Origin of the sequence: Roseovarius sp., assembly GCF_965228755.1 — a bacterium.
Lineage (GTDB): Bacteria > Pseudomonadota > Alphaproteobacteria > Rhodobacterales > Rhodobacteraceae > Roseovarius.
Genome location: NZ_CBDDIG010000005.1, coordinates 213,670 through 234,675, shown reverse-complemented (window position 1 = coordinate 234,675; position 21,006 = coordinate 213,670). Strand labels below are relative to the sequence as shown.

The window sequence follows — 21,006 nt, the reverse complement described above, 5'->3', positions numbered from 1 at the left end:
ATACAGATGCCGGAAAATCAAGGACATGATGGCCCGTAGCCCGGAGCGTCCAATCATTTTCAAGTGTCATTCATTCCTCCGTCTCTATGGACATTGAACCGATCGCACGCATTATGGCCCGATCCACCTCTACTGCCCCCATCGCCGCGAAATCCTCGTCAGGGATTCCGGCAGTAATACGGTTTGCAAATCGTTGAACGGCGAGCACTCTCTTACGTGCGGTGCGCTTGTTTTGTCTATCGGCACCGGCTGTAGTGAGGCGCTGATCAACCGCATCCTTTAGGGCAGAAACGCCACTTCTGGTTGACGCGGAAACCCTCAGTACGGAAACCTCTCTCTTTGGGCCGGAACGGAGCGAAAGCATCCCCTCGAGGTGCTTGGCAGTCTCGTCCGCATCCTCCCGATCCGATTTATTCACCACGAGAATATCCCCAATTTCCAGGATCCCCGCCTTGATCGCTTGCAGTTCGTCACCAAGACCGGGCGCACAGACCACAACGCTTAAGTCAGCGACCTGAGCAATCTCGGTCTCCGACTGCCCTGCCCCGACCGTTTCTATCAGGATCAATGGCCAACCTGCGGCATCCATGACGTCTGCCATGTCGTGGGCCGCTGCACATAGGCCACCGAGATGGCCGCGCGCGGAGACTGAACGGATGAAAACGCCATCGTCGAGGCTATGCGCGCCCATGCGCGTCCTGTCTCCCAGAACGGCGCCACCCGAGACCGGACTCACCGGATCCACGGCCAGCACAGCTACTGAACGCCCCTCTCTTCGCCATTCATGGATCAAAGTATCGACAAGCGTCGACTTTCCGGCGCCCGGCGGACCAGTGAAACCCACGATGAGAGCCTTACCAAATGAACCGGAAAGCGCTTCGGTCAGGGCCATGGCAGCAGCACCGCCATTTTCAACTATTGTCAGTGCCCTACCCAGAGCACGCGGATCGCCCGCGCGGAGCCTTTCAACAAGCGCCTCAAGCTTTGCCTTGCGGTTGTCTGCCATCAGGCGACCATCAGCGGGTGGCCAAAGCCCAACTCACCGCGAAGGCACGCAATGATCTCACCGTGGGTCACACCGATATCTGCAGCTTCCACAACTTTCTCGTAAACGTTCTCAGTGCCGTTTGCTGCGCGTGCCAATTTGTTCAGCGCCATGTCTACCGCAGCTTGGTTTCGGTTAGCTTTGAACGCCTTAAACGCCGCGACCTGGGCCTCCATTGCCTTGCGGTTCGGCCGATATGTCTCAACCTCTCGGTCCTCGATCTCGGACTTGTAACAATTCACGCCTACCACGCCCTCAGCACCAGTCTCGATCCGGTTCTGATATTCCAACGCGGACTTGCCAATCATGCGTTGCACGATCCCGGCGTCCGAGGCCTTATACATGCCCCCCGCATCCTCGATCACATCCATGACTTTAAGGATCTTCTCTTCCATTTCGTTGGTAAGCGACTCTACATAATAAGAGCCGCCCAAAGGGTCGATCACATCGCACAGATGCGCTTCCTCGCGCAGGATGTTTTGGGTTGCGACGGCGATACGCGCTGCGTCTTCTGTTGGACAAGCCATCGCCTCATCGAACCCGTCGGTGTGCATGGATTGCAGACCTCCGAAGATTCCTGCAATCGCCTGCGCAGTCACTCGCGCAATGTTGTTAAGGGGCTGTTGTTGCGTTAGATCCACGCCGGAGGTCTGACCATGGAACTTAAACCTCCACGATCGAGGATCCTTAGCGCCATAGCGCTCACGTGCAATACGCGCCCAGATGCGTCGTCCAGCTCGAAATTTCGCCACCTCCTCGAAAAAGCTAATGGAGATGTCGAAGAAATAGGTGAAGCGCGGCAGGATTCTGTCGGGATCCATCCCGGCTTCGATGCAATCGTCTGCGTACTGGATCGCGGTCGATAGCGTCAGCCCCATGGTTTCCGCTGGCGTCGCGCCGGCTTGTTGCATGTGCTGACCCACTACCGACACCGGGTTCCAGTTAGGAACATGCTCACGGCAAAACTTGACGTGATCCACGAACACGCGCCGTGCACCGGGCTGGCTGAGACGGTAGAACATGTGATTGGCTACGAAATGCGAGATGTAGTCGGATTGGTTCGCAGTGCCGGTGATTTTGTCGAATGGCACGCCACGGCGCTTCGCAACGCCAAGCAAGAAGGCGAAAAGCGTGAAGGGCGTGGGATCGTTCATTGCTGTAGAGATCTCGTCGATCGGCACACCGTCAAGCGCGGCGTCCATGTGGTCGACCGTATTGATGACTGTACCGCAGGTACCGAGCAGCGGAACCGGGCTCTCATCGCAGTCGATCCCGCGGAATCCGGAGTTGCAAGGCAGAAGACTAATCGCTGACGCGCCCTGTTGAAGCAACATGCGGACGCGCTTGTTGTAGTCCTGCGGAGTACCCAGCCCGATGAGCTGCCGCTGCGTCCACGTGCGTCCCCGGTGCATGGTGTTATAAATGCCCCGCGTGTAGGGTAGCTCGCCCGGCATGCCGAGGTCCTCGACGTAGCGTGAATCTGACCAGTCAAGCGGCGTGTAGAGCGGACGCACTTCGATGCCTGATCGGTTCACGACAGTTCGATCCCGACCGATCTCGCCGTCGTAGCGAACCTTCCAGCCTGCCTGCATCTTTTCCAGGCTTGCAGCATTGGTGTTTGAAGCTGTTTTGGGCATTACACGACCTCCGCGTCTTCGCGCGCCGCACGTGCCTCAACGGCCAATGTGCGGACAGTGTTGACAATCTCTTCGCTAGTTGCGCCGGGACTGAAAATCGCGCTGACACCAGCGGATAACAGTTCGGGCTGTTCGTTTCGCGGGACAATTCCGCCCACGATCAAGCGAACATGTCCTAGGCCCGCCTCGCGTAGCGCGGCGATCAGATCCGGCATGATAAGATGATCGGTCGCGAGCGAACTTACGCCCACGACATCGACATCTTCCTGCATCGCGAGCTTCACCACTGCCGCGACCTCCTGCCACGGCGGGGTGTAAATCACCTCCATCCCCGCGTCGCGCAGATACGCCGCCACAACTCGACTGCCTCTGTCATGCCCGTCAAATCCGATTTTCGTAACCAGAACGCGTTCAGGATAGGACATCATTGTTCTCCCCCAGATGTGTTTGAATGGGGCCGCAAAGAACCCGAATTAGTTGCCGCGCGATTTGTCTAGGGCTCTCCCCGCCCGGCTTGTGCCAGACAGGGATGTGATTGACCGCCCCGATCAGAATAAGTCTCAGCAGGTGACTATCCACATCTTCGGCCAACGGAAGCGCACCCAAGAGATCACGAAGGACAACTTCGTACTTGTCACGCAGCCGGACGAGATCATCACGCACCGAGGGCACGTCGTCTGGCAAGATGCGGATGATCACACTGGCATAGGCCGTCGGCTCGATAATCATGTCTATATGCGCAGCGAGCATAAGCTCCAACCGGTCCCATGGGTCGGAAGCTGGTGCAATCTCGCGTTGAACGCGTTCGCTCAACTGCCTCACGCCCTCTTCATAGACTGCTACGAGCAAAGCCTCCTTGTTTGGGTAATGGTAGTAGGTCGAACCCGGAAGCATTCCGCATTTCTTAGCAATGTCCCGCATCGTCGTAGCTTGATACCCGCGTTTCGAAAAAAGCTCAGCCGAACTTTCGAGCAGAAACTCGAGACGATTATTGGAGCGTGTCGCGATTGTCATTTGACAAGCCTAACTAAACAAACATATGTTTTCTTAAGTCGGCTCCTAGATTAAGTCAACGCTTACTTTGCGATGAAATTCAGGAACGACTTTCTGGAGAAATCCATGTGGCAACGCCTTAACAAGTCGCAGGCTGGGCGGCCCTATGCTGCGCCAACAGCGCCTGCCACCTCAATGCTCACGTTCTTACCGGTACAGTTGCCTTTCAATTCTGCATGACGACAATCTGGTGCTGCTTGGAGAAACAAAACTCTCAAAGTTCAACGCCGATGAAGGAGAGAAGAATGACCGCCCATAGTGAGAGGATTACCGCACTACAGCAGAGACTTCGGCAGCGAGGCCTGGCAGCCGCCTTCCTTCACTTGAGCAGAGACATTTTCTATTTCACAGGGACTTCTCAGCCGGGATGGCTCTTCGTTTCCCCGAGTACTTTTCATTTCTTCCTTCGATCCGGACTAGATTTCGCCCAGCGACACTGCACCCTTCCACGCGACCGAATTTCCAAGAAAAGCAGATTTGCCGATATTGCGCACGACTGCCTCGGAGAGATCACACGCGACATGGAAATCGGCGCTGAGCTCGATGTAATGACTGTTCCGGATTATAGAAAAATCCGCGAAGTCCTAAAACCGGCTCAGATCGTCGATGTTTCGTCCGACATCCTCAAACAGAGAATGAGCAAAGACGCACTGGAGATAGCGTACATTGAAAGAGCTGCTCAAGCGCTGGAGTCGGGTCATAGAGCGGCGTTGGAATTATGGCGGCCAGGGATGACCGAACTCGAAGCGTCGGCAATCGTAGAGGACGGACAACGCCGTGCGGGACACGAAGGCGTGTATTTTGTTCGACAAACGGACTTCACGATGGGACGGGGACCGTTAGCTTCCGGACAAAACCGTCAAGAAATGAGCGGAGTCGTATTTACAGTTTCGGGATGTGGATTGACTCCAGCAATCCCAGTCGGGGCGTCGCACCGTACAATTCAATCTGGAGACTTGGTCATAGTTGATATCCCTACTTGCGTCGGGGGATATCATGGGGATCAAACACGTACATATTGCGTGGGGCAACCATCGCAAAGAACCCTTGAGTTACACCAAGCCCTCCTGTGGGTTTCGGATGAGCTAATTTCAGATATCTCGCCTGGCATGACCTCAGGAGAAGTCTTTGAACGTGCCCGCTATCACGCAGAATGTGCGGGCATACTCGACCCATTCCTCAAGTTTTCTGATGGCAGTATGGCGCATTTCGTCGGTCATGGTGTCGGCCTTGACTTGAACGAACCGCCTTTTTTGTCCCGCGGAGGCGAAGACGATATCACTGCCGGCATGGTTCTCGCCATCGAACTCCACGTCTGCGACGCTGAATCCGGGATGATAAAGCTCGAGGACATGATCCTGGTAAATGATGACCACTGCCGATTGCTTACGTTGACGGAGCGGAAACTGATCTCTGTCTCGGCTGAACAGCTCTTCTAGGGCCTGTGGAGGCAGTGTCAGAGGGATGAGCTTGCGAGCGACCTCGCTGGCCCCTACCCTTCCTGAATGAGTAAGCCCAATCCGTTTCGCTACTTTCGAACAAGCCGTGAAATCATCCGGCTGGCGGTAATGATGTACGTCAGATTTCCGCTCTCGTTACGTAATGTCGAGGACCTTCTGCACGAGCGCGGGATCGACGTCAGCCATGAGTCTGTCCGCTTTTGGTGGATGCGGTTTGGCCCGCTGTTCGCCTCTGAGATCCGCAAAGCCAGGGCCCAACGGATGCGCTGCTACTCGAATTGGCAATGGCATCTCGACGAGGTCTTCGTGAAAATCAACGGCGAAACCCATTACATGTGGCGGGCCGTCGACCACGAAGGCGAGGTTCTTGATGCCTTTGTCACCAAGCGTCGCGATCGCAAGGCCGCATTGAAATTCCTCAGAAAATTGATGAAACGCTACGGGCAGCCAGACCGCATCGTCACCGATAAGTTGCGCTCTTATGGGGCGGCGATGAAAGAAATCGGAAACGCCGATCGGCAGCGTACAGGGCGCTGGCTGAACAATAGGATCGAGAACTCACACCTACCCTTCCGACGAAGAGAGCGTGCCATGTCCCGCTTCCGGCGCATGCGAAATCTACAGAAATTTGCCGCCGTTCACTCTTCAATCCACAACTTGTTCAATTCGGAGCGAAGCCTCTACAGCAGACAGAATTTCAAACGGAACCGAGCCGCCGCTCTCGCCGAGTGGCGGCAACTCTGCGTCGCATAAAGGGCAGCGTTACTGTCCAAGGCGAGACGAGTTCGAATCCGTCTGACAGCACCGCCACCCAGACCAGTCTCATTTCCCGTGTGCATTTCCCCTGTGAATTCCCGTGTGTTTTCCGGGTCTTGCAGACGGCATCTGAAAACAGAGACGCACCGTTTCCCTGATTTCCCGCGCAACATCGGGCCGCGTCTCAGTCGGCCAAATGGCGCGCTTCGGTTTTGCTGAGATTTCCCTGGTCGCAGGGAATTTTGCAGGGAAATTTCTCAAATTTCATCGAACAACGAGAAAAAACCCGAGGAACGCTTCGTGATATCAGGCAGTTACGAGAAATTCCCTGGCTGTCCGAGCAGGGAATTTGCAGGGAATGGTCAAGGCTTACTTTCTGGAGCTCTTTGAAGGTCAACCAAGGTGGACGCCGGCCTTCCTCTCAAGTACTCTTGGCGCAGGCACGTCGCGAACCTCGGCAGATCGAAGATCACCATTCTGCCGATTTGACAGATTGCGGCGGGCCGCCGAAGCGCGCTTATGACCGGTTTCCGTGTCGGGCCCTTGCCGGCGATTAGCATTCTTTATACCTCAGCGCATGCGCCGTGTCGCACGCCGGCATCTGCCAGAAGCGAGCCGCCCAAGGCACAGACCCTACCTGTTCCGACCATTCACAACCGCCCTTCGAACCGCATCGCCCTGATGGCAATGACGCTCTGTTCGCGCGCCAAGTCCAGCCCAAACTGTGAGGACATTACTAAGGACCTTCAGGCCGTTTGTCTACTATGTTCAATAAGTTACGCTATTTTTAGCTGTTGACATCTTCGGGCAATCTTGCGATTGAAAAGGTACAAAACTCGAAGCTCGAATACAGCAAGCTTCCGACTTCATCGCCCTGAACGCGATGGTCGAAGCATGCCGTCCAGGGCGCTTCTCTCCATCGCAGAAATCAACATCGCGTACGGAGAGACCATGTCTGTTCACATCAAATACTCGACGCCGAGCCACGGCACAAATGATCCCTTCCCGCCAGTGGAAGTTGTTTGGGTCGAGATTGACAAAATCAAAGACGCACCGCGCCGAGTTCGAAAAGCTCTCGAAAGGCAGTGTCAGAGGGATGAGCTTGCGAGCGACCTCGCTGGCCCCTACCCTTCCTGAATGAGTAAGCCCAATCCGTTTCGCTACTTTCGAACAAGCCGTGAAATCATCCGGCTGGCGGTAATGATGTACGTCAGATTTCCGCTCTCGTTACGCAATGTCGAAGACCTCCTGCACGAGCGCGGCATCGATGTCAGCCATGAGTCCGTCCGATTTTGGTGGATGCGGTTTAGCCCGCTTTTCGCCTCTGAAATCCGCAAAGCCAGGATCCAACGGATGCGCTGCTACTCCAACCACCAGTGGCATCTGGACGAGGTCTTTGTGAAGATCAACGGCGAAACCCATTACATGTGGCGGGCTGTCGACCACGAAGGCGAGGTTCTCGATGCCTTTGTCACCAAGCGTCGCGATCGTAAAGCGGCATTGAAATTCCTCAGGAAATTGATGAAGCGCTATGGGCAGCCAGACCGCATCGTCACCGACAAGCTGCGTTCCTATGGTGCGGCAATGAAGGAAATCGGGAACGCGGATCGGCAGCGTACAGGGCGCTGGCTGAACAACCGAATAGAAAATTCACACCTGCCATTCCGACGACGAGAGCGTGCCATGTCCCGCTTCCGGCGCATGCGAAGTCTACAGAAATTTGCCGCCGTTCACTCTTCAATCCACAACTTGTTCAATTCGGAGCGAAGCCTCTACAGCAGACAGAATTTCAAACGGAACCGAGCCGCTGCTCTCGCAGAGTGGCGTCAACTCTGCGTCGCATAAAGGGCAGCGTTACTGTCCAAGGCGAGACGAGTTCGAATCCGTCTGACAGCACCCATCTGGCCATGCCGAGACTGGTTCGACTTCGTCTGGCAGCTCCGCTTCGAGAGCTCGGCCTGAACCACCTTCATGTCACAGGAGGTCGATCGAACAATCGGGCTGAAGTCTCACATCAACCAACACGCCGACGAGAACGGCGAATGGGCCGCTTCAAATCGCCCGGCTCGATGCAGCGGTTTCTGTCCGTCCACGCTACCATTTACAATCAATTCAACCTGCAACGCCACCTGATCTCCCGCCAAACCCTCCGTCAGACGCGCGCCAATGCGATGGCCGCCTGGCATTAAATCGTTGCCGCTTGAATGCGGCCTGAAGCAATTTCTCGGGTAACCTGAAGTTACCGTGACAACGCCATCACATTGGCACATTGCGATGCCGTATGAAGGGGCATCCACGCCATCAACAAATGACATGACCGCTCTGACATTACCATTCGGCCGGTCCCACCACGAAGCTGACGATTGTGGTGGTCGAGCCGCCGATATTCAAAAGACCCACGTGACGTGCGCCTTCGACTTGATAGTCGCCCGCATGGCCCGTCACCTGCTTGAAGCCATCCAGCATCATCCGCACACCCGTCGCGCCCACCGGGTGCCCTGAGCCGATCAGCCCACCCGATGGATTGACCGGGAGCTTGCCGTTGAAATGAATGACCCCTTCCTCGATGGCCTTCCAGCTTTCTCCCGGACCGGTAATCCCGAAACTGTCGATGGCGGCGTATTCCGTTATCGCGAAGCAGTCATGCGTCTCGATTGCATCGAGCTGGAATGTGTCGGTGATACCGGAACGCTTAAAGCATTCCTGAATTGCCTGGCGCACCTGAGGCAGCACATAGCGGTTGTTGCGGCTCTCCTCCAGTTTGTCTGCGAAAAGCATCGGTGCGGTGCGGTGGCCCCATCCTTCAATTCGCGCCAGGTCGTCGGTGGAGATGCCATGTGCCTTCGCGTAGTCGCGCGCGCGGGCTTCGGACGCGAGGAATATCACGGCGGCGCCGTCAGTGACTTGCCCACAATCGTTGCGGCGCACGTTGCCCTCAATCGCGGGGTTCAACTCGTCGTCCGGCTGGAAACTCCTCTCGGAGAAAGTCCAGTTGCGGGTCTGGGAATTAGGGTTGCGCCGGCCGTTCTCGTAATTGATGCGTGAGATCTCGCCTAGGTAGCGGTAATCAATCGCACCGTATTTCTCGGAGTAAGCGTCATTCAGGTCAGAAAAGGCCGCCGGCCAGAGGTAGCGTGCGTCGGACCATTCCCGACCGTGCCAGGCGGCAACGCCCAGATGCTCGGCCGCTTTACGGCCGGGAACGTTGCGCATGTACTCAACCCCGAGCACGCAGACCAGATCGTAGCGGCCGGCCTCAATCTCGCTCATGGCCGAGAGGATAGCTATGGAACCCGAAGCGCACGCGGCCTCGTGCCTGCTGGTGGGTACGCCCGACAAGCTGGGGTGGAGCGACGCGGCAATCCCGCCGAGCTGACCTTGCTCGCAGAAGAGCTCAGCCGTGAAATTGCCGACGTGCATGCTCTGGATGGTCATGTCAGAAGAACTTGGCTTGAGGCTGGCTGATCGGCGCCATACCCTCTCGGGATGGCAAAACGTGACCCATTCAAGTATTTCAAATCGAGCCCGGAGATCATCCGCCTGGCGGTGATGCTCTACGTTCGCTTTCCCCTTTCGTTGCGGAACGTCGAAGATTTGTTGCACGAGCGCGGCATCGAGGTAAGCCACGAGACAGTACGGTATTGGTGGAACCGGTTCGGTCCATTGTTCGCTTCCGAGATTCGAAAGAAACGTGCCGAGCGACTGCGTGCATGGCCTCAATGGCAGTGGCACGTCGACGAGGTCTTCGTGAAGATCAATGGTGAGCGCAACTATCTCTGGCGCGCCGTGGATCACGAGGGTGAGGTCCTGGAAAGCGTCGTTACCAAGCGGAGAAACAAGCGTGCCGCATTGAAAATACTAAGAAAATTGATGCGCCGATTTGGCCGGCCAGATGTCTTGGTTACAGACCGCCTACCATCGTATCAGGCGGCGCTTAGAGAACTCGGGTGCGGCGATCTGCAGTCCTGCGGTCGCTGGCTCAACAACCGCGCGGAGAATTCACACCTGCCATTCCGACGACGAGAGCGGGCCATGCAACGCTTCCGCAGAATGCGAAGTCTACAGAAATTCGCCTCCGTTCATTCTTCTGTATTCAACCATTTCAACCAAGACCGCAGCCTCTCCAGTCGCGACATCTTCAAGCTGAACCGTACCGCCGCCCTTGCCGAGTGGCGCCAACTCGGCGTCGTCTAAAGGACAGTGGCTCTGTCCAAGTGGAGACGAGTTCGACTTGGTCTGACTCCTCCCACCGTCATGCCAAGTCACGTCATCGCGCAGGTTGAACGTCACGGTCTTGCCGTCGTCGCTAACTTCCCAAGAGGTCGCCAGGGACGGCAACGGATTGAGATCCATGTCGTATTCCAGCAGCCCGTCGAAGATCTTGGTCGCGACCTCGTTGGTGACCGGCGCCGAGCTCAGCGCATTGGTGAGGATTGGTGGCTCTGGTGTAGATGTGATGACGACGGTTCCGCCGCGCTTGGGCTCTGCAGATACCGGCAGGGCAAGCATGGCCGCACTCGCAAGGCTGGCAACCACCGCCTTGCAGAGGGCTCTTCTTCTCATAGTGAACATTTCAACCTCCTGAGGTTTTTCATATCAGCGAGAGTTTTCATTATTAGTGAACATCACAAGCCGCGCAGCGATTCTCACAAGCAGGGTCAGTACGATCTAAAGCTATTGCTTTAAAGACATTTTACGCCCTTCCTTCAGCGAGATTGGCTCTCTCAACCCCTCTCGGGCAGTATTGTTTTCTCATATGATGATATTTTTCAAGAAAGAATGTTGTGTAACTATCGAAAAAAATTGTATCGTCCTGTGATAACGGTAGGACTTCAGGTGTTACACGGCATCATTTTCACGATTCATACGGCGACCCATGAAACAGACACAGGACGACCTCAACGCAGAGACCTTGCGCGGCATAGGTGACCGCATACGCGCCCTGAGAACCGGCAAAGGCCTGACGCTTAGCGCGCTGTCGAAGCAGAGCCAGGTTTCAGTCGCCATGCTGAGCCACATCGAAAGGGGCCGTACATCGCCCTCCATCAAGGTTCTCGATCGGCTGCGAATCGCGCTTGGCGTTCCTCTTGCGGATTTTTTCAGCGATGCGGAGCCGCGCACCGGCGAGCAGAATGTCGTGACCCGCCGACACAAACGGCCCGTGCTGTATTTCGACGCGGTCGGGCTGACGAAGGAACTACTGTCGCCCGAGCGGAATTCGGAGCTGGAGTTCTTTCTGCTCAAGCTCGACCCCGGGGGTAACTCGGGGCCGGAGCCTTTTCATCGTATCGGCGAAAAATGCGGCATGGTGCTGGCCGGGCGTTTCGAGTTGATGATAGGGGAACATTATCATGAACTTGAAACCGGTGACGCCTTTCAATTCGACAGCAGCCAACCCCATTCGTTCCGCAATCTGGCCGATACCGAGACCCAGATTATCTGGGTGATCCGCTCGCGCGAGTTCGGATGACGGCACATGACAGCAGAAGAGAGGCGCACATGAATAAGGTAGAGATGACCGTGAACGGCAAACCGGTATCGGGCGAAGTCGAGGGACGCCGGCTGTTGGTCGAATTTCTGCGCGAGGATCTGGGGCTGACCGGTACGCATGTGGGCTGCGACACCAGCCAATGCGGCGCCTGCGTGGTGCATATGGACGGAAAGGCCGTGAAATCCTGCACCATGTTTGCGCTAGAAGCCATGAACGCCGATGTGATCACCATAGAAGGCCAGGCAGCCGAGGATGGAACGCTCAACACGATCCAGCAGGCGTTTCAGGATCATCACGGGCTGCAATGCGGCTATTGCACCCCCGGCATGGTCATGAGCGCCGCAGCGTTGCTGCGGGACAACCCCAAGCCCAGCGAGGCCGAGATACGCCAATACCTCGAAGGCAACCTTTGCCGCTGCACGGGGTATCACAACATCATACGTGCGATTCTGGCCGCCTCCGGGCAAGAGGTCGCGCCGATGGAGGTCGAATGACCGCCCTGATTTCTCAAGAGGTTTGCAATGTACGATTTTGAGTTCGAACGCCCGCAGACCGTCGCAGAGGCGGTTGCTGCTCTGAAACAGGAAGACGCCCAGGTGCTGGGTGGCGGGCAGACCCTGATCCCGACGCTGAAACAGCGACTGGCGATGCCGTCAAAGCTGGTGTCGCTCGGAGGCGTCGCAGAGTTGCGCTTTGTCCGGTCCACTCGCGGGACGGTCTGCATCGGCGGCGCCACAGCACATGCCACGGTTGCTGCAGATGCGGCTGCGCCCTATCCTGCGCTGGCCGACTTGGCCGGACAGATCGGCGATCCCGCCGTGCGCAACCGGGGAACGATCGGCGGCAGCCTTGCCAACAACGATCCCAGCGCCTGCTATCCATCCGCCGCGCTGGCGAGCGGCGCGACCATCGTGACCGACCGGCGGGAAATCGCTGCAGACGATTATTTCGAGGGCATGTTCACCACCGCGCTGGATGACGGCGAAATCATCACCGAGGTCCGCTTTCCCGTGCCGGAGCGCGCAAACTATCAGAAGTTTTCGCAACCCGCCTCGCGGTTCGCGCTGGTCGGGGTTTTCGTCGCGCAATACGCGGACAGCGTCCGCGTGGCCGTCACGGGCGCGTCGGATGACGGTGTGTTCCGCTGGACCGATGCGGAAGCGGCGCTGACGCAGCGGTTTCATGCGGACGTGCTGAAGGACGTGACTGCACCAGCCGATGACATGATTTCGGACCTGCACGGATCGGCGGAGTACCGCGCGCATCTGACCGGCGTGCTCGCACGGCAGGCCGTCGCAGCCGCAGGTTAGCGCCCACAGGTGGCTGGGCGCCATTCTGACAAACCCAGGGATCGTCCGGAGGGAAAATGAAAACCGAAACGCATGAGGCGCTGCCGTTCCCGGACACCGAGTACCAGGCGCGCGTTGAAAAAATTAGAACGCGCATGCGTGACCGCGGCCTCGATGCGCTGCTGATCTGCGTGCCGCAGAATTATTACTATCTGACCGGGTTCATCACCGGTTGTGCGCATTCGCTCATGTTTCTGGTGTTTCCGCTAAAGGGCGATCCGCTATGGATCACGCGCAAGACGGAAATGAGCAATGTGAGGGCGCTGGCACCGCATATGTGGGCGAAACGGGGGATCGGCGTTGCCGACTCGGAGGACATGATTGCGATTCTGGCACACAGCCTGCGGGACATGGGGCTGGACCGGGCGCGGCTGGGCATCGAAAAAGCAGCACTCTTCTTTACCATCGCACAATATGAACAGCTGACGGCGCTATTCCCCGATGCGGCGTTTCACGATATCACCGGCCTGATCGAACACGAAAGACGGGTAAAGAGCCCCCGTGAGCTCGACCATATGCGCAAGGCCGGCGGGATCGCCAGCCGGGCGGTCGAGGCCGGGTACGAGGCCCTGCAAGAGGGCGTGGCGGATTCGGATCTCGCGGCCGCAATGCTGTCGCGGGCCATTCGCGAGGGCGGGGACCGGATGGGCATGCTGCCTTTCGTGTCGGCGGGGTCGCGCAGCTATTGCGCCCATGCCTCGTGGGTCGGCGCGAGGATCGGTCGGGGCGAAATCGTGAATGCCGAACTGGCGGGCGCTTACAAGGCCTATCATGTGCCGATTTTCAGGGTGTTTTCTCTCGGCCAGCCGTCTGATGAGATCCTGCGCATGCAGGCGGCATCCGAGGCGGGGCTGCACGCCGGGCTGGACGGGATCCGTGCCGGGATGACATCGCACGAGGCCGACAGCGTCGTGCGCCGCGCGATCGAAAAGCAAGGATATGGCGAGAATTTCGTCGTGCGGGCGGCCTATGGGCTGGGCGTGGCCATCGCACCCGGCTGGGGCGAACCCGCCGTCATGCAGATCATGCCGGAGGACCAGCGGGTTCTGGAATCCGGAATGTGCTTTCACTTGGTGCCAGCGATCTATGTAGAGGGGATCGGCTGTGTCTGCTGCAGCATGCCGCTGATCATCACCGAAACCGGGATCGAGCGCCTCACCGACCTGAAGCCGGAACTCCTTGTCAAGTGAGGCTGTTTTCCGAGGTGCTCCGCGAACGCCGTCCCGGGGCCTATCGGGGCGTCCTATCACCGGCCCGCTGTATGGCTTGCCAGATGGCAAACGGCGTCGCCGGCATCGCGATGTCTCGGACACCCAGCCCGCGTAGCGCGTCCAGCAACGCGTTGATCACGGCAGGGGGCACGCCGACCGATCCGACCTCGCCGCACCCCTTGGCCTTGAGCGGATTGGTGGCGCAGTCGGTGCCATGGGTGAGCACCGTGAACCCGGGAAAATCGGCGGCCCGGGGCATCCGGTAATCCATGAACGTTCCGCTCAGCAGCTGGCCGGTCTCGTCGTAAACACAGCCTTCGAACAAGGCCTGGCCGATTCCCTGTGCCAGGCCGCCGTGCAGCTGCCCGTGCACGATCATCGGATTGATGATGCGGCCTAGATCGTCGACGGCGACCACCTGCAGGATCTCGGCCTTGCCCGTCTCGGGATCAATCTCCAATTCGCAGATGTGGCAGCCGCCGGGAAAGCTCCAGTTCGGAGGATCGTAGAACACGGTTTCCTCCAGGCCCGGCTCCAACTGATCGACCGGAAAATCATGCGCGGCATAAGCGGCCCTGGCGATGTCGCCGAAACTGAGCGTGCGGTTCTTGCCTGCAACCTTGAACATGCCGTTCTCGAAATGCACATCTGTGTATTCGGCCTCCAGCAGGTGCGCCGCGATCCTGGTCGCCTTGACAATGATCCGGCCCACTCCTTGGACGATGGCCGAGCCACCGATCACCAGAGAACGCGACGCGATCGTGCCGCGGCCAAAGGGGCCCCTGTCGGTATCGCCCTGGATGATACGGACATCCTCGATCGGAATGCCCAGCCGTTCGGACACCAGTTGCGCAAAGGTGGTCTCGTGGCCTTGTCCGTGGCTATGGACGCCGCTGAACACGCTGACGCTGCCGCTGGGATGAACCCTGATCTGGGCGGATTCCGAGCGCCCGCCGCGCGCCCCCATTTTCCCCGCCATCCGCGAAGGCGTGCCGCCTGCGACCTCCAAGTAGGTGGACATGCCGATCCCGCGCAACCTGCCCCGCGCTTCGGAAGCGGCCCTGCGTTGTTCGAAATCGTTCCATTCGGAGGCCCTTAGCGCGATGTCCAGCGTACCAACATGATCGCCAGAGTCGTACTCCAGCCCCAAGGGCGTCATGTAGGGATATTGATTTTTGCGGATCAGATTGCGCCGCCGCAATTCGACCCGGTCGATGCCGGTTTCGGCAGCGGCCTTGTCTATCAGCCGTTCCAGCAGATAGGTCGCCTCTGGTCGGCCAGCCCCGCGATAGGCGTCGACGCTGTTGGTATTGGTAAAGCAAAGCAGGACATTACAGTAGATCGCCGGTGTCGCGTAAGGGCCGGCCAGGAGCTGAGCGTAATAGTAGCTGGGAATGACCGTACCGCCCGATGTCAGATAGGCACCGACGTTGGCATGGGTTCTGACCCGCAGCCCCAGGAACCGACCATCCCCGGCGAGCGCCATCTCGGCTGTCGAATGGTGATCACGGCCGTGCACGTCCGAGAGAAACGCCTCGGACCTGTCGGCGCACCACCGCACCGACGCCCTTAGCCGTCCGGCCACCCAGGTCGCGACCGTTTCCTCGGGATAGATAGGCGCCTTGGAGCCGAAGCCCCCGCCGACATCCGGTGAAATCACCCGCAGGTGCGTTTCGGGAATCGACAGCACCGTGCTCAGCGCCGCGCGGACGAGATGGGGGTTCTGGCTGGTAGTGTAGAGGGTATGATCGCCGCTGGCGGGGTCATACAGCGCCGCCGCCGCGCGCGGTTCGAGCGCATTGGGTATCAGGCGGTTGTTGGTGATCTCGATGTCGACCACGTGCGCTGCGTTTCCGAATGCCGCATCGGTCAGGGCGCGGTCGCCGATTTCCCAGTCACAGCAGATGTTCTGATCCACCGCGTCCCACACCAGTGGCGCATCCGGGCGGCAGGCTTGCACAGGCGAGGTCACCGCCGGCAGTTCATGATAGTCGATGCTGACGAGTTCAGCCGCGGCCCTGGTCGCGTTGGCGCTGTCACCCACCACGACGGCGACGGCTTCACCGACGAACCGGACCTTGCCGACAGCCAAGGGGTACCGGGGCGGTTCGGCCATCGGGTTACCCATCCGGTCCCTGATTTGCCATGCACAGGGAATGCTGCCCACGCCCGCATCCCGCAGATCCTGACCGGTAAAGACCGCCTGAATCCCCGGGGAAAGCGCTGCGGCCGCCGTGTCAATATGCGCGATAAGGGCGTGCGCATGGGGGGACCGCACGAAAACGAGGTGAAATGCCCCCGGCGTGTTCAGATCATCTACATACGCACCGTTCCCGGTCAGGAAGCGGATATCCTCGGTCCGCCTGACAGAGGCGCCGCAAGCGTCCGACCCGTCCTGCGAACCGGTGCTCATTGTGCGAACGTCGAACGGGTCTTTTCTCATCTCGAATGACGGCTCCATCTATCACGGGTTTAGGTGCCCACGCTCCGTCAGAGGGCCACTCCTTCGGCGCGCAGGCAGGTTGATCTGCAGTCGCGTTCATTCAGGGTTGAGATAATCCAACGCGCTCAGGGCGTGCACCCGGACGACATGCAGGAAATCCTCGATGACGGCCGATTCGTTGGGGGCGCTGACGTTGCGTGGCGAAGTTCCGTAGACAAGCGCGGGCACGCCGCGTTCGCGCCAGAACCGGCAATCGGAGGCCGCGACCATCGGAATGCGCACCGGTTCGTCGTAACCCAGCGCCGTGACATTGGCCGACAGAAGTTCCGCCATCTCGTGCTCGGGATCCGAGTAGAGCGCCGGCCCCCCGACGATGTCCCTGATCGTGGCTTCGGGATGGGCGCCGACGATATCATGCACCATCTTGAGGATATCATCGCGTTCGACACCCCAGGGCACGCGAATATCGACCTCTATGGTACAATCGGAGGGCACCATGTTGACCTTGGAACCACCCTTGATGGTTCCGATGTTCAGCACGACGGCGGTGATTGCCTCGTTGGTTCCCTCGCCCATGGTTTCGTCGATGACGGTCTGCGTCTTGCTGTCCGCCAGCCTGGTCGCAATCTCGGGCGGCAGATTCTGCTCGACCCGGGTCACGGCCTTCAACTCGGTCATGATGTCGGACATGATGTTGATCGCGCTCGGGCTGAGGTGCGCATAGGGGCCATGCGCACCGCGCGTGCGGACCTCTACCGTGAATTGCAGAATGCCCTTTTCACCAAATCGGATCGTCTTGACCCCGACCGGCTCGCCCGAAAGCAGGCAATCGCCCAATGCTTCGTCCCCCAGTTTTTCGAGAACATATCCTGTTCCCCAGCGTCCGCTTGTCTCTTCGTCCGAAACGACCATCAGCGACAGCTTGCCAGCCAGCTTGTCACGCAAGCGGTGCAGGTAGCGGTAGGTGAAAATCGCTGCCGTCGTACCCCCCTTCATGTCGGCTGCGCCGCGCCCGTGGATGACCCCGTCCTCGATATCGCCGCTCCAGGGATCACGATCCCATGCTTGTTCGTTTCCGACGGGGAAAACATCGACATGGCCATTGAGAACAAGGTGCTTGCCCTCCGTGTCCCCATCGAATGTGGCCACGAGGTTGGGCAGATGTTCCTTGGCTGTTACTTCGTCGAAAGCGAGCCCTTCTTGGTCCAGGAAGTCGGAGACCAAGCGCATCACCTCCCTGGTGTCGCCCGGCGGGTTCGGCGACTTGGCCTTCACCATATCCTGATAAAAGTCGATCAACTTCTGTTCGTCCTCTTTGATCCAGTCGAGAACCTGCTGGCGCAATGGCGTCATGATATCCTGCCTTTCAACTCCGCAACCGCCATCACGCATCCACGCGCGGCAATGAGCAAGTATGCAATGCCATATTTTGTGACATATCAGTTTCTGAAAAGCAATAGGTAGCGCCGGATGGGACACTTCTGAATTACACCACGGTAAGCTGTTATAAAGCAAGAACATTCGCATTTTCCAGATTCATCCGGTTGACAGAACGCAAAAAATGATCGGTAGTATATGAGGCGAGAGGCAAAAGGGTGATATGTCATGAGTCTTGCGGATAATTCCGGTAAATCAGGTGGTCTCGACGCTGCGAAACCTTGGCTTCTCCTGTCACCTTCCGTGATAATATTGTTTTGTTTCATGATATTGCCCATGACGATCATGGGTGCATACACGCTGTTCCTATATGTCGACATCGGGGTAGATGCGCCCGACCTAGGCCTGCGGAACTGGAGCGCCTTCTTTACGGATCCGTACTATCATTACGCCGTCTGGAAGACCGCGCGTGTTGCGCTGATCACCACAGTGGTCAGCGTAGTTGTTGGTTATGTGCCCGCCTACGTGATCGCAACGACACGCTCCAGGCACCGGTGGCTATTGATGCTGCTGTTGCTGCTGCCGTTCTGGATCAGCTTCGTCATCAGGACAATGTCATGGATTCATGTGCTGGGCGCCCATGGTGCGGTGAACACGTTCCTAATGTGGACCGGGCTGATCGATGCCCCTCTTGAAATGCTCTACACCGAAGGCGCGGTGATCATGGGGTTGGTCCATTTCCTGATGCCGTTCGCCATCCTTAACATCTTTGTTTCCATCGAATCCAGCGACCGAAGCCTGGTTGCAGTGGCGCGCACGCTGGGCGCCACACCAATCGGCGCCTTTCTCAGCGTCACCCTGCCGCTGTCGATGCCCGGTGTGGCCACGGGCGCACTGCTGGTTTTTGTCCTATCGGCCGGTTCCTATGTGACGCCGATCATCCTGGGCGGACCTGACGACTTCCTGTTCGGGAACCTGATTTTCGAAACCATCATGACACAGCTGAACTGGCCCATGGGATCGACGCTGGCGATCGCGCTCGCGCTGATCCTGGGTGGGATCATCATGATCTATAGCCGGTATTTCGGGCTGGAGCGGCTGACGAGGGGTCTGACATGAGCGAGACCGCACCCAACAAAGCGCCGCGCCGGTGGGGGGATTACCTGCTGAACGGATTCACGTTTCTTGTCTATATCTTCATGTTCGCGCCGATCATCGTGGTCATTCTTCTTTCCTTCAACTCGTCGGATTTCGGGGCTTTCCCGATCGAAGGGCTGTCGCTGCGGTGGTTCGAGAAGCTGTGGTCGAATGAGGTCATCATCCATGCGTTTATAACGTCGGCCTCATTGGGCATTCTGACGGCGCTGATCGGCACGCTAGTTGCAATGATGAGCGCAATGGCGCTCGTGCGGTATCGCGTGCCCGGGCGCAAACTCTTCAGCAGCCTGACGATCGCCCCCCTTTTGATCCCAGAAACGGCGCTTGCGGTCGGATTGCTGCTTTTGCTGCGCTCTCTGGGTTTGCCGCGCACCTACATGCTGCTGCTCATCGGGCACGTCCTGATCACGCTGCCCTTCGCGTTCCTGGTCATCCAGGCCCGCCTGTCAGGCCTGGGTAAAACCTACGAGGAGGCTGCTGCAAGCCTCGGGGCGAATGCCCTGACGGTGTTTCGGGAAATCACCTTGCCGCTGACCGCACCTGCATTGGTTGCCGCGCTGCTGTTTGCCTTCACCATTTCGTTCGACAACCTCACGGCATCGCTGTTCTGGCGTCCGAACGGGATCGAGACGGTCCCCACCCAGATCTTTGCCATGCTCAAGGATTCGGTGAGCCCGGAAATCAACGCCCTCGGCACGGTCATGGTCAGCATAACCATTGGCCTGTCTCTATTGGCCGGCGCGATCGGCAGCCAGCTTGCCAGTCAGGCCGGCTCCGGCCCCAAGCCCTAGGCCAACCAAGCCCAGACCAACGACCGTCAGAAAGTGGAGAAGAAAATGACGAAATACCCTACGACCAAGTTTCTCGAAGAACTAAAGCAACGATACAATGATGGCGACATCGACCGGCGGTCCTTTCTACGGTCGGTCGGCATGGCGGGTCTGTCCGTCGGTATCGTCGGCCTGCCCGGCACATCCATGGCCAAAGACAAGGTCGAGGAGATCAAATACCATTCGTGGGGCGGCGTGGTGCAGGAAGCCATGCGTCGGACGGGCATCGCCGCGTTCGAAGACGCCACCGGTGTCAAGGTCGTCGAAGGGACCTTTGGCTTGGAAGAGGAAGTGCTGGCCAAGGCCCGGGCTGGCCGGCCCGGCGATTACAACATCGTCAACTCTGCCGGCAACGCGTGGTACAAGCGATGGATGGATGCCGGTTTCGGCGTCGTGCTGAACGAAGCCAACATTCCCAACATGAACAGTCTCATGCCGGCCCTGATGCAGCCGTTCTGGGACATCACGCCAGAGGGCTTGTCCGCGCTGCCGTTCAGCTATGGCAACACGGGGATCGCCTACAACAAGAAGTACATCAGCCAAGAGCAGGCGCTAACGCAGCGTGAAGGACTGCTGATCGATCCGAAACTGGAGGGCAAGCTCAGCGGTCACAACGACTTTCAGACCAGGATGTGGGTCGCGGCCCTGCAATCCGGGCAGAACCCCAACAACATCGAGGATCTCGATGCGGTATGGGCAAAGATTCGCGAGAACCGCAGCTTGGTCAAGAAATACTGGGGCTCTGGCGCGGAGTCGATCGAACTTCTGGCGTCGGGCGAAGTCTACGCCAGCGACATCTGGTCGGGCCGTGCCGCATCGTTGATCGAGCGGGATCCGAATTTCGGCTATGTCGATTACTCGAAAGGCTACTGCTGGTGTTCGGACCTGCTGGTTCTCAAAGGGTCTCCGGTGGAGGTCTGCGAGGAATTCCTCAACTTCATTCTGGAAAAGGACGTGATGATCGCCACGGCCGAGGCACAGCTCTATCCGCCGTCCGTGGACCCGACCAAGATCGAGTTGACCGACAAGATCAGATCGCTTCCGAATTTCGATCCGACCGGGACACTCGACAAATTCGCCTTTTCCGACCCGTTCTATTGGACGAAGTACGAAAAGGACTGGAAACCCAAATACGCCCGGATCGAAAAGGGATTTTAATCTGATGAACGCATCATCGTCCCAAGAAAAGGGACAAA

At 58.2% G+C, this 21,006-nt stretch carries 19 protein-coding genes and 1 pseudogene; 12 read left to right on the top strand and 8 right to left on the bottom strand.

Features of this window, described 5'->3' with window-relative positions; translation table 11 throughout:
• Window positions 1–70 precede the first annotated feature (70 nt).
• Genes meaB through ACO07J_RS04425 form a run of 4 tightly spaced genes read right to left on the bottom strand, consistent with a single transcriptional unit; the run spans window position 71 to window position 3,696 of the window.
• Window positions 71–1,006: a methylmalonyl Co-A mutase-associated GTPase MeaB gene (gene meaB / locus ACO07J_RS04440; protein WP_350484797.1), complete on the bottom strand. Its 936-nt coding sequence runs from the start codon at window positions 1,004–1,006 to the stop codon at window positions 71–73.
• Complete coding sequence (locus tag ACO07J_RS04435) at window positions 1,006–2,682, bottom strand: acyl-CoA mutase large subunit family protein (RefSeq protein ID WP_350484799.1); 1,677 nt, start codon at window positions 2,680–2,682, stop codon at window positions 1,006–1,008. Before ACO07J_RS04435 ends, meaB begins: the two co-directional genes overlap by 1 nt.
• Window positions 2,682–3,107: a cobalamin B12-binding domain-containing protein gene (locus tag ACO07J_RS04430; RefSeq protein WP_350130219.1), complete on the bottom strand. Its 426-nt coding sequence runs from the start codon at window positions 3,105–3,107 to the stop codon at window positions 2,682–2,684. The genes ACO07J_RS04435 and ACO07J_RS04430 overlap by 1 nt, the downstream gene beginning before the upstream one ends.
• Entirely contained in the window at window positions 3,094–3,696 is a 603-nt protein-coding gene (locus ACO07J_RS04425; protein ID WP_422026696.1) for a TetR/AcrR family transcriptional regulator, read from the bottom strand. Before ACO07J_RS04425 ends, ACO07J_RS04430 begins: the two co-directional genes overlap by 14 nt.
• A gap of 284 nt (window positions 3,697–3,980) precedes the next feature.
• Here ACO07J_RS04425 and ACO07J_RS04420 point away from each other — a divergent pair, with 284 nt between their 5' ends.
• From ACO07J_RS04420 to ACO07J_RS04405, 4 genes are all read left to right on the top strand, one after another.
• Window positions 3,981–5,174: a M24 family metallopeptidase gene (locus ACO07J_RS04420; RefSeq protein WP_350130215.1), complete on the top strand. Its 1,194-nt coding sequence runs from the start codon at window positions 3,981–3,983 to the stop codon at window positions 5,172–5,174.
• A 66-nt stretch (window positions 5,175–5,240) separates the two neighbouring features.
• Window positions 5,241–5,948 carry an IS6 family transposase gene (locus ACO07J_RS04415; protein ID WP_370276453.1) on the top strand — a complete coding sequence of 236 codons (708 nt, stop codon included), beginning with the start codon at window positions 5,241–5,243 and terminating at the stop codon, window positions 5,946–5,948.
• A gap of 1,140 nt (window positions 5,949–7,088) precedes the next feature.
• The gene (locus ACO07J_RS04410) at window positions 7,089–7,796 is read left to right on the top strand and encodes an IS6 family transposase (protein WP_422026694.1); all 708 of its coding nucleotides are present in this window, start codon (window positions 7,089–7,091) and stop codon (window positions 7,794–7,796) included.
• A gap of 197 nt (window positions 7,797–7,993) precedes the next feature.
• On the top strand, window positions 7,994–8,140 hold the full coding sequence (locus ACO07J_RS04405; protein WP_422026692.1) for a hypothetical protein: 147 nt from the start codon (window positions 7,994–7,996) through the stop codon (window positions 8,138–8,140).
• 139 nt (window positions 8,141–8,279) lie between these two features.
• Here ACO07J_RS04405 and ACO07J_RS04400 read toward each other — a convergent pair whose 3' ends face one another.
• Window positions 8,280–9,554, bottom strand: coding sequence for an acetyl-CoA acetyltransferase (locus ACO07J_RS04400; RefSeq protein WP_422026690.1), 1,275 nt, complete (start codon window positions 9,552–9,554; stop codon window positions 8,280–8,282).
• Between ACO07J_RS04400 and ACO07J_RS04395 the strand changes: the two genes are divergently transcribed.
• Entirely contained in the window at window positions 9,438–10,145 is a 708-nt protein-coding gene (locus ACO07J_RS04395) for an IS6 family transposase (RefSeq protein ID WP_422026688.1), read from the top strand. The genes ACO07J_RS04400 and ACO07J_RS04395 overlap by 117 nt on opposite strands.
• 66 nt (window positions 10,146–10,211) lie before the next feature.
• Here the strand turns inward: ACO07J_RS04395 and ACO07J_RS04390 are convergent.
• Window positions 10,212–10,304: pseudogene (locus ACO07J_RS04390) on the bottom strand (ABC transporter substrate-binding protein); the annotation flags it as partial.
• Window positions 10,305–10,827: 523 nt separating this feature from the next.
• On the opposite strand from ACO07J_RS04390, the gene ACO07J_RS04385 reads away from it, so the two are divergent.
• Genes ACO07J_RS04385 through ACO07J_RS04370 form a run of 4 tightly spaced genes read left to right on the top strand, consistent with a single transcriptional unit; the run spans window position 10,828 to window position 13,981 of the window.
• Entirely contained in the window at window positions 10,828–11,421 is a 594-nt protein-coding gene (locus ACO07J_RS04385) for a helix-turn-helix domain-containing protein (protein ID WP_422026686.1), read from the top strand.
• Window positions 11,422–11,450: 29 nt separating this feature from the next.
• Entirely contained in the window at window positions 11,451–11,936 is a 486-nt protein-coding gene (locus ACO07J_RS04380) for a (2Fe-2S)-binding protein (RefSeq protein WP_422026684.1), read from the top strand.
• A gap of 27 nt (window positions 11,937–11,963) precedes the next feature.
• Entirely contained in the window at window positions 11,964–12,752 is a 789-nt protein-coding gene (locus tag ACO07J_RS04375; RefSeq protein WP_422026682.1) for an FAD binding domain-containing protein, read from the top strand.
• 56 nt (window positions 12,753–12,808) lie between these two features.
• Window positions 12,809–13,981: a M24 family metallopeptidase gene (locus tag ACO07J_RS04370; protein ID WP_422026680.1), complete on the top strand. Its 1,173-nt coding sequence runs from the start codon at window positions 12,809–12,811 to the stop codon at window positions 13,979–13,981.
• Window positions 13,982–14,021: 40 nt separating this feature from the next.
• Here ACO07J_RS04370 and ACO07J_RS04365 read toward each other — a convergent pair whose 3' ends face one another.
• Both ACO07J_RS04365 and ACO07J_RS04360 read right to left on the bottom strand, forming a co-directional pair.
• Window positions 14,022–16,415, bottom strand: a complete 2,394-nt coding sequence (locus ACO07J_RS04365) for a xanthine dehydrogenase family protein molybdopterin-binding subunit (RefSeq protein ID WP_422029697.1) — start codon at window positions 16,413–16,415, stop codon at window positions 14,022–14,024.
• 126 nt (window positions 16,416–16,541) lie between these two features.
• Complete coding sequence (locus ACO07J_RS04360; protein ID WP_422026678.1) at window positions 16,542–17,798, bottom strand: M20/M25/M40 family metallo-hydrolase; 1,257 nt, start codon at window positions 17,796–17,798, stop codon at window positions 16,542–16,544.
• Between the two features lie 360 nt (window positions 17,799–18,158).
• Between ACO07J_RS04360 and ACO07J_RS04355 the strand changes: the two genes are divergently transcribed.
• Genes ACO07J_RS04355 through ACO07J_RS04345 form a run of 3 tightly spaced genes read left to right on the top strand, consistent with a single transcriptional unit; the run spans window position 18,159 to window position 20,968 of the window.
• Window positions 18,159–18,941, top strand: coding sequence for an ABC transporter permease (locus tag ACO07J_RS04355; protein ID WP_422026676.1), 783 nt, complete (start codon window positions 18,159–18,161; stop codon window positions 18,939–18,941).
• Entirely contained in the window at window positions 18,938–19,771 is an 834-nt protein-coding gene (locus tag ACO07J_RS04350; RefSeq protein WP_422026674.1) for an ABC transporter permease, read from the top strand. Before ACO07J_RS04355 ends, ACO07J_RS04350 begins: the two co-directional genes overlap by 4 nt.
• Window positions 19,772–19,816: 45 nt before the next feature.
• Window positions 19,817–20,968 carry an ABC transporter substrate-binding protein gene (locus tag ACO07J_RS04345; protein WP_422026672.1) on the top strand — a complete coding sequence of 384 codons (1,152 nt, stop codon included), beginning with the start codon at window positions 19,817–19,819 and terminating at the stop codon, window positions 20,966–20,968.
• The last annotated feature ends 38 nt before the right edge of the window (window positions 20,969–21,006 follow it).

Bases quoted from the DNA above. Each gene is read 5' to 3' on its own strand.
- meaB (WP_350484797.1), bottom strand. From the start codon at position 1,006: ATGGCAGACAACCGCAAGGCAAAGCTTGAGGCGCTTGTTGAAAGGCTC.
- ACO07J_RS04435 (WP_350484799.1), bottom strand. From the start codon at position 2,682: ATGCCCAAAACAGCTTCAAACACCAATGCTGCAAGCCTGGAAAAGATG.
- ACO07J_RS04430 (WP_350130219.1), bottom strand. From the start codon at position 3,107: ATGTCCTATCCTGAACGCGTTCTGGTTACGAAAATCGGATTTGACGGG.
- ACO07J_RS04425 (WP_422026696.1), bottom strand. From the start codon at position 3,696: ATGACAATCGCGACACGCTCCAATAATCGTCTCGAGTTTCTGCTCGAA.
- ACO07J_RS04420 (WP_350130215.1), top strand. From the start codon at position 3,981: ATGACCGCCCATAGTGAGAGGATTACCGCACTACAGCAGAGACTTCGG.
- ACO07J_RS04415 (WP_370276453.1), top strand. From the start codon at position 5,241: ATGAGTAAGCCCAATCCGTTTCGCTACTTTCGAACAAGCCGTGAAATC.
- ACO07J_RS04410 (WP_422026694.1), top strand. From the start codon at position 7,089: ATGAGTAAGCCCAATCCGTTTCGCTACTTTCGAACAAGCCGTGAAATC.
- ACO07J_RS04405 (WP_422026692.1), top strand. From the start codon at position 7,994: ATGGGCCGCTTCAAATCGCCCGGCTCGATGCAGCGGTTTCTGTCCGTC.
- ACO07J_RS04395 (WP_422026688.1), top strand. From the start codon at position 9,438: ATGGCAAAACGTGACCCATTCAAGTATTTCAAATCGAGCCCGGAGATC.
- ACO07J_RS04385 (WP_422026686.1), top strand. From the start codon at position 10,828: ATGAAACAGACACAGGACGACCTCAACGCAGAGACCTTGCGCGGCATA.
- ACO07J_RS04380 (WP_422026684.1), top strand. From the start codon at position 11,451: ATGAATAAGGTAGAGATGACCGTGAACGGCAAACCGGTATCGGGCGAA.
- ACO07J_RS04375 (WP_422026682.1), top strand. From the start codon at position 11,964: ATGTACGATTTTGAGTTCGAACGCCCGCAGACCGTCGCAGAGGCGGTT.
- ACO07J_RS04370 (WP_422026680.1), top strand. From the start codon at position 12,809: ATGAAAACCGAAACGCATGAGGCGCTGCCGTTCCCGGACACCGAGTAC.
- ACO07J_RS04365 (WP_422029697.1), bottom strand. From the start codon at position 16,415: ATGAGCACCGGTTCGCAGGACGGGTCGGACGCTTGCGGCGCCTCTGTC.
- ACO07J_RS04360 (WP_422026678.1), bottom strand. From the start codon at position 17,798: ATGACGCCATTGCGCCAGCAGGTTCTCGACTGGATCAAAGAGGACGAA.
- ACO07J_RS04355 (WP_422026676.1), top strand. From the start codon at position 18,159: ATGACGATCATGGGTGCATACACGCTGTTCCTATATGTCGACATCGGG.
- ACO07J_RS04350 (WP_422026674.1), top strand. From the start codon at position 18,938: ATGAGCGAGACCGCACCCAACAAAGCGCCGCGCCGGTGGGGGGATTAC.
- ACO07J_RS04345 (WP_422026672.1), top strand. From the start codon at position 19,817: ATGACGAAATACCCTACGACCAAGTTTCTCGAAGAACTAAAGCAACGA.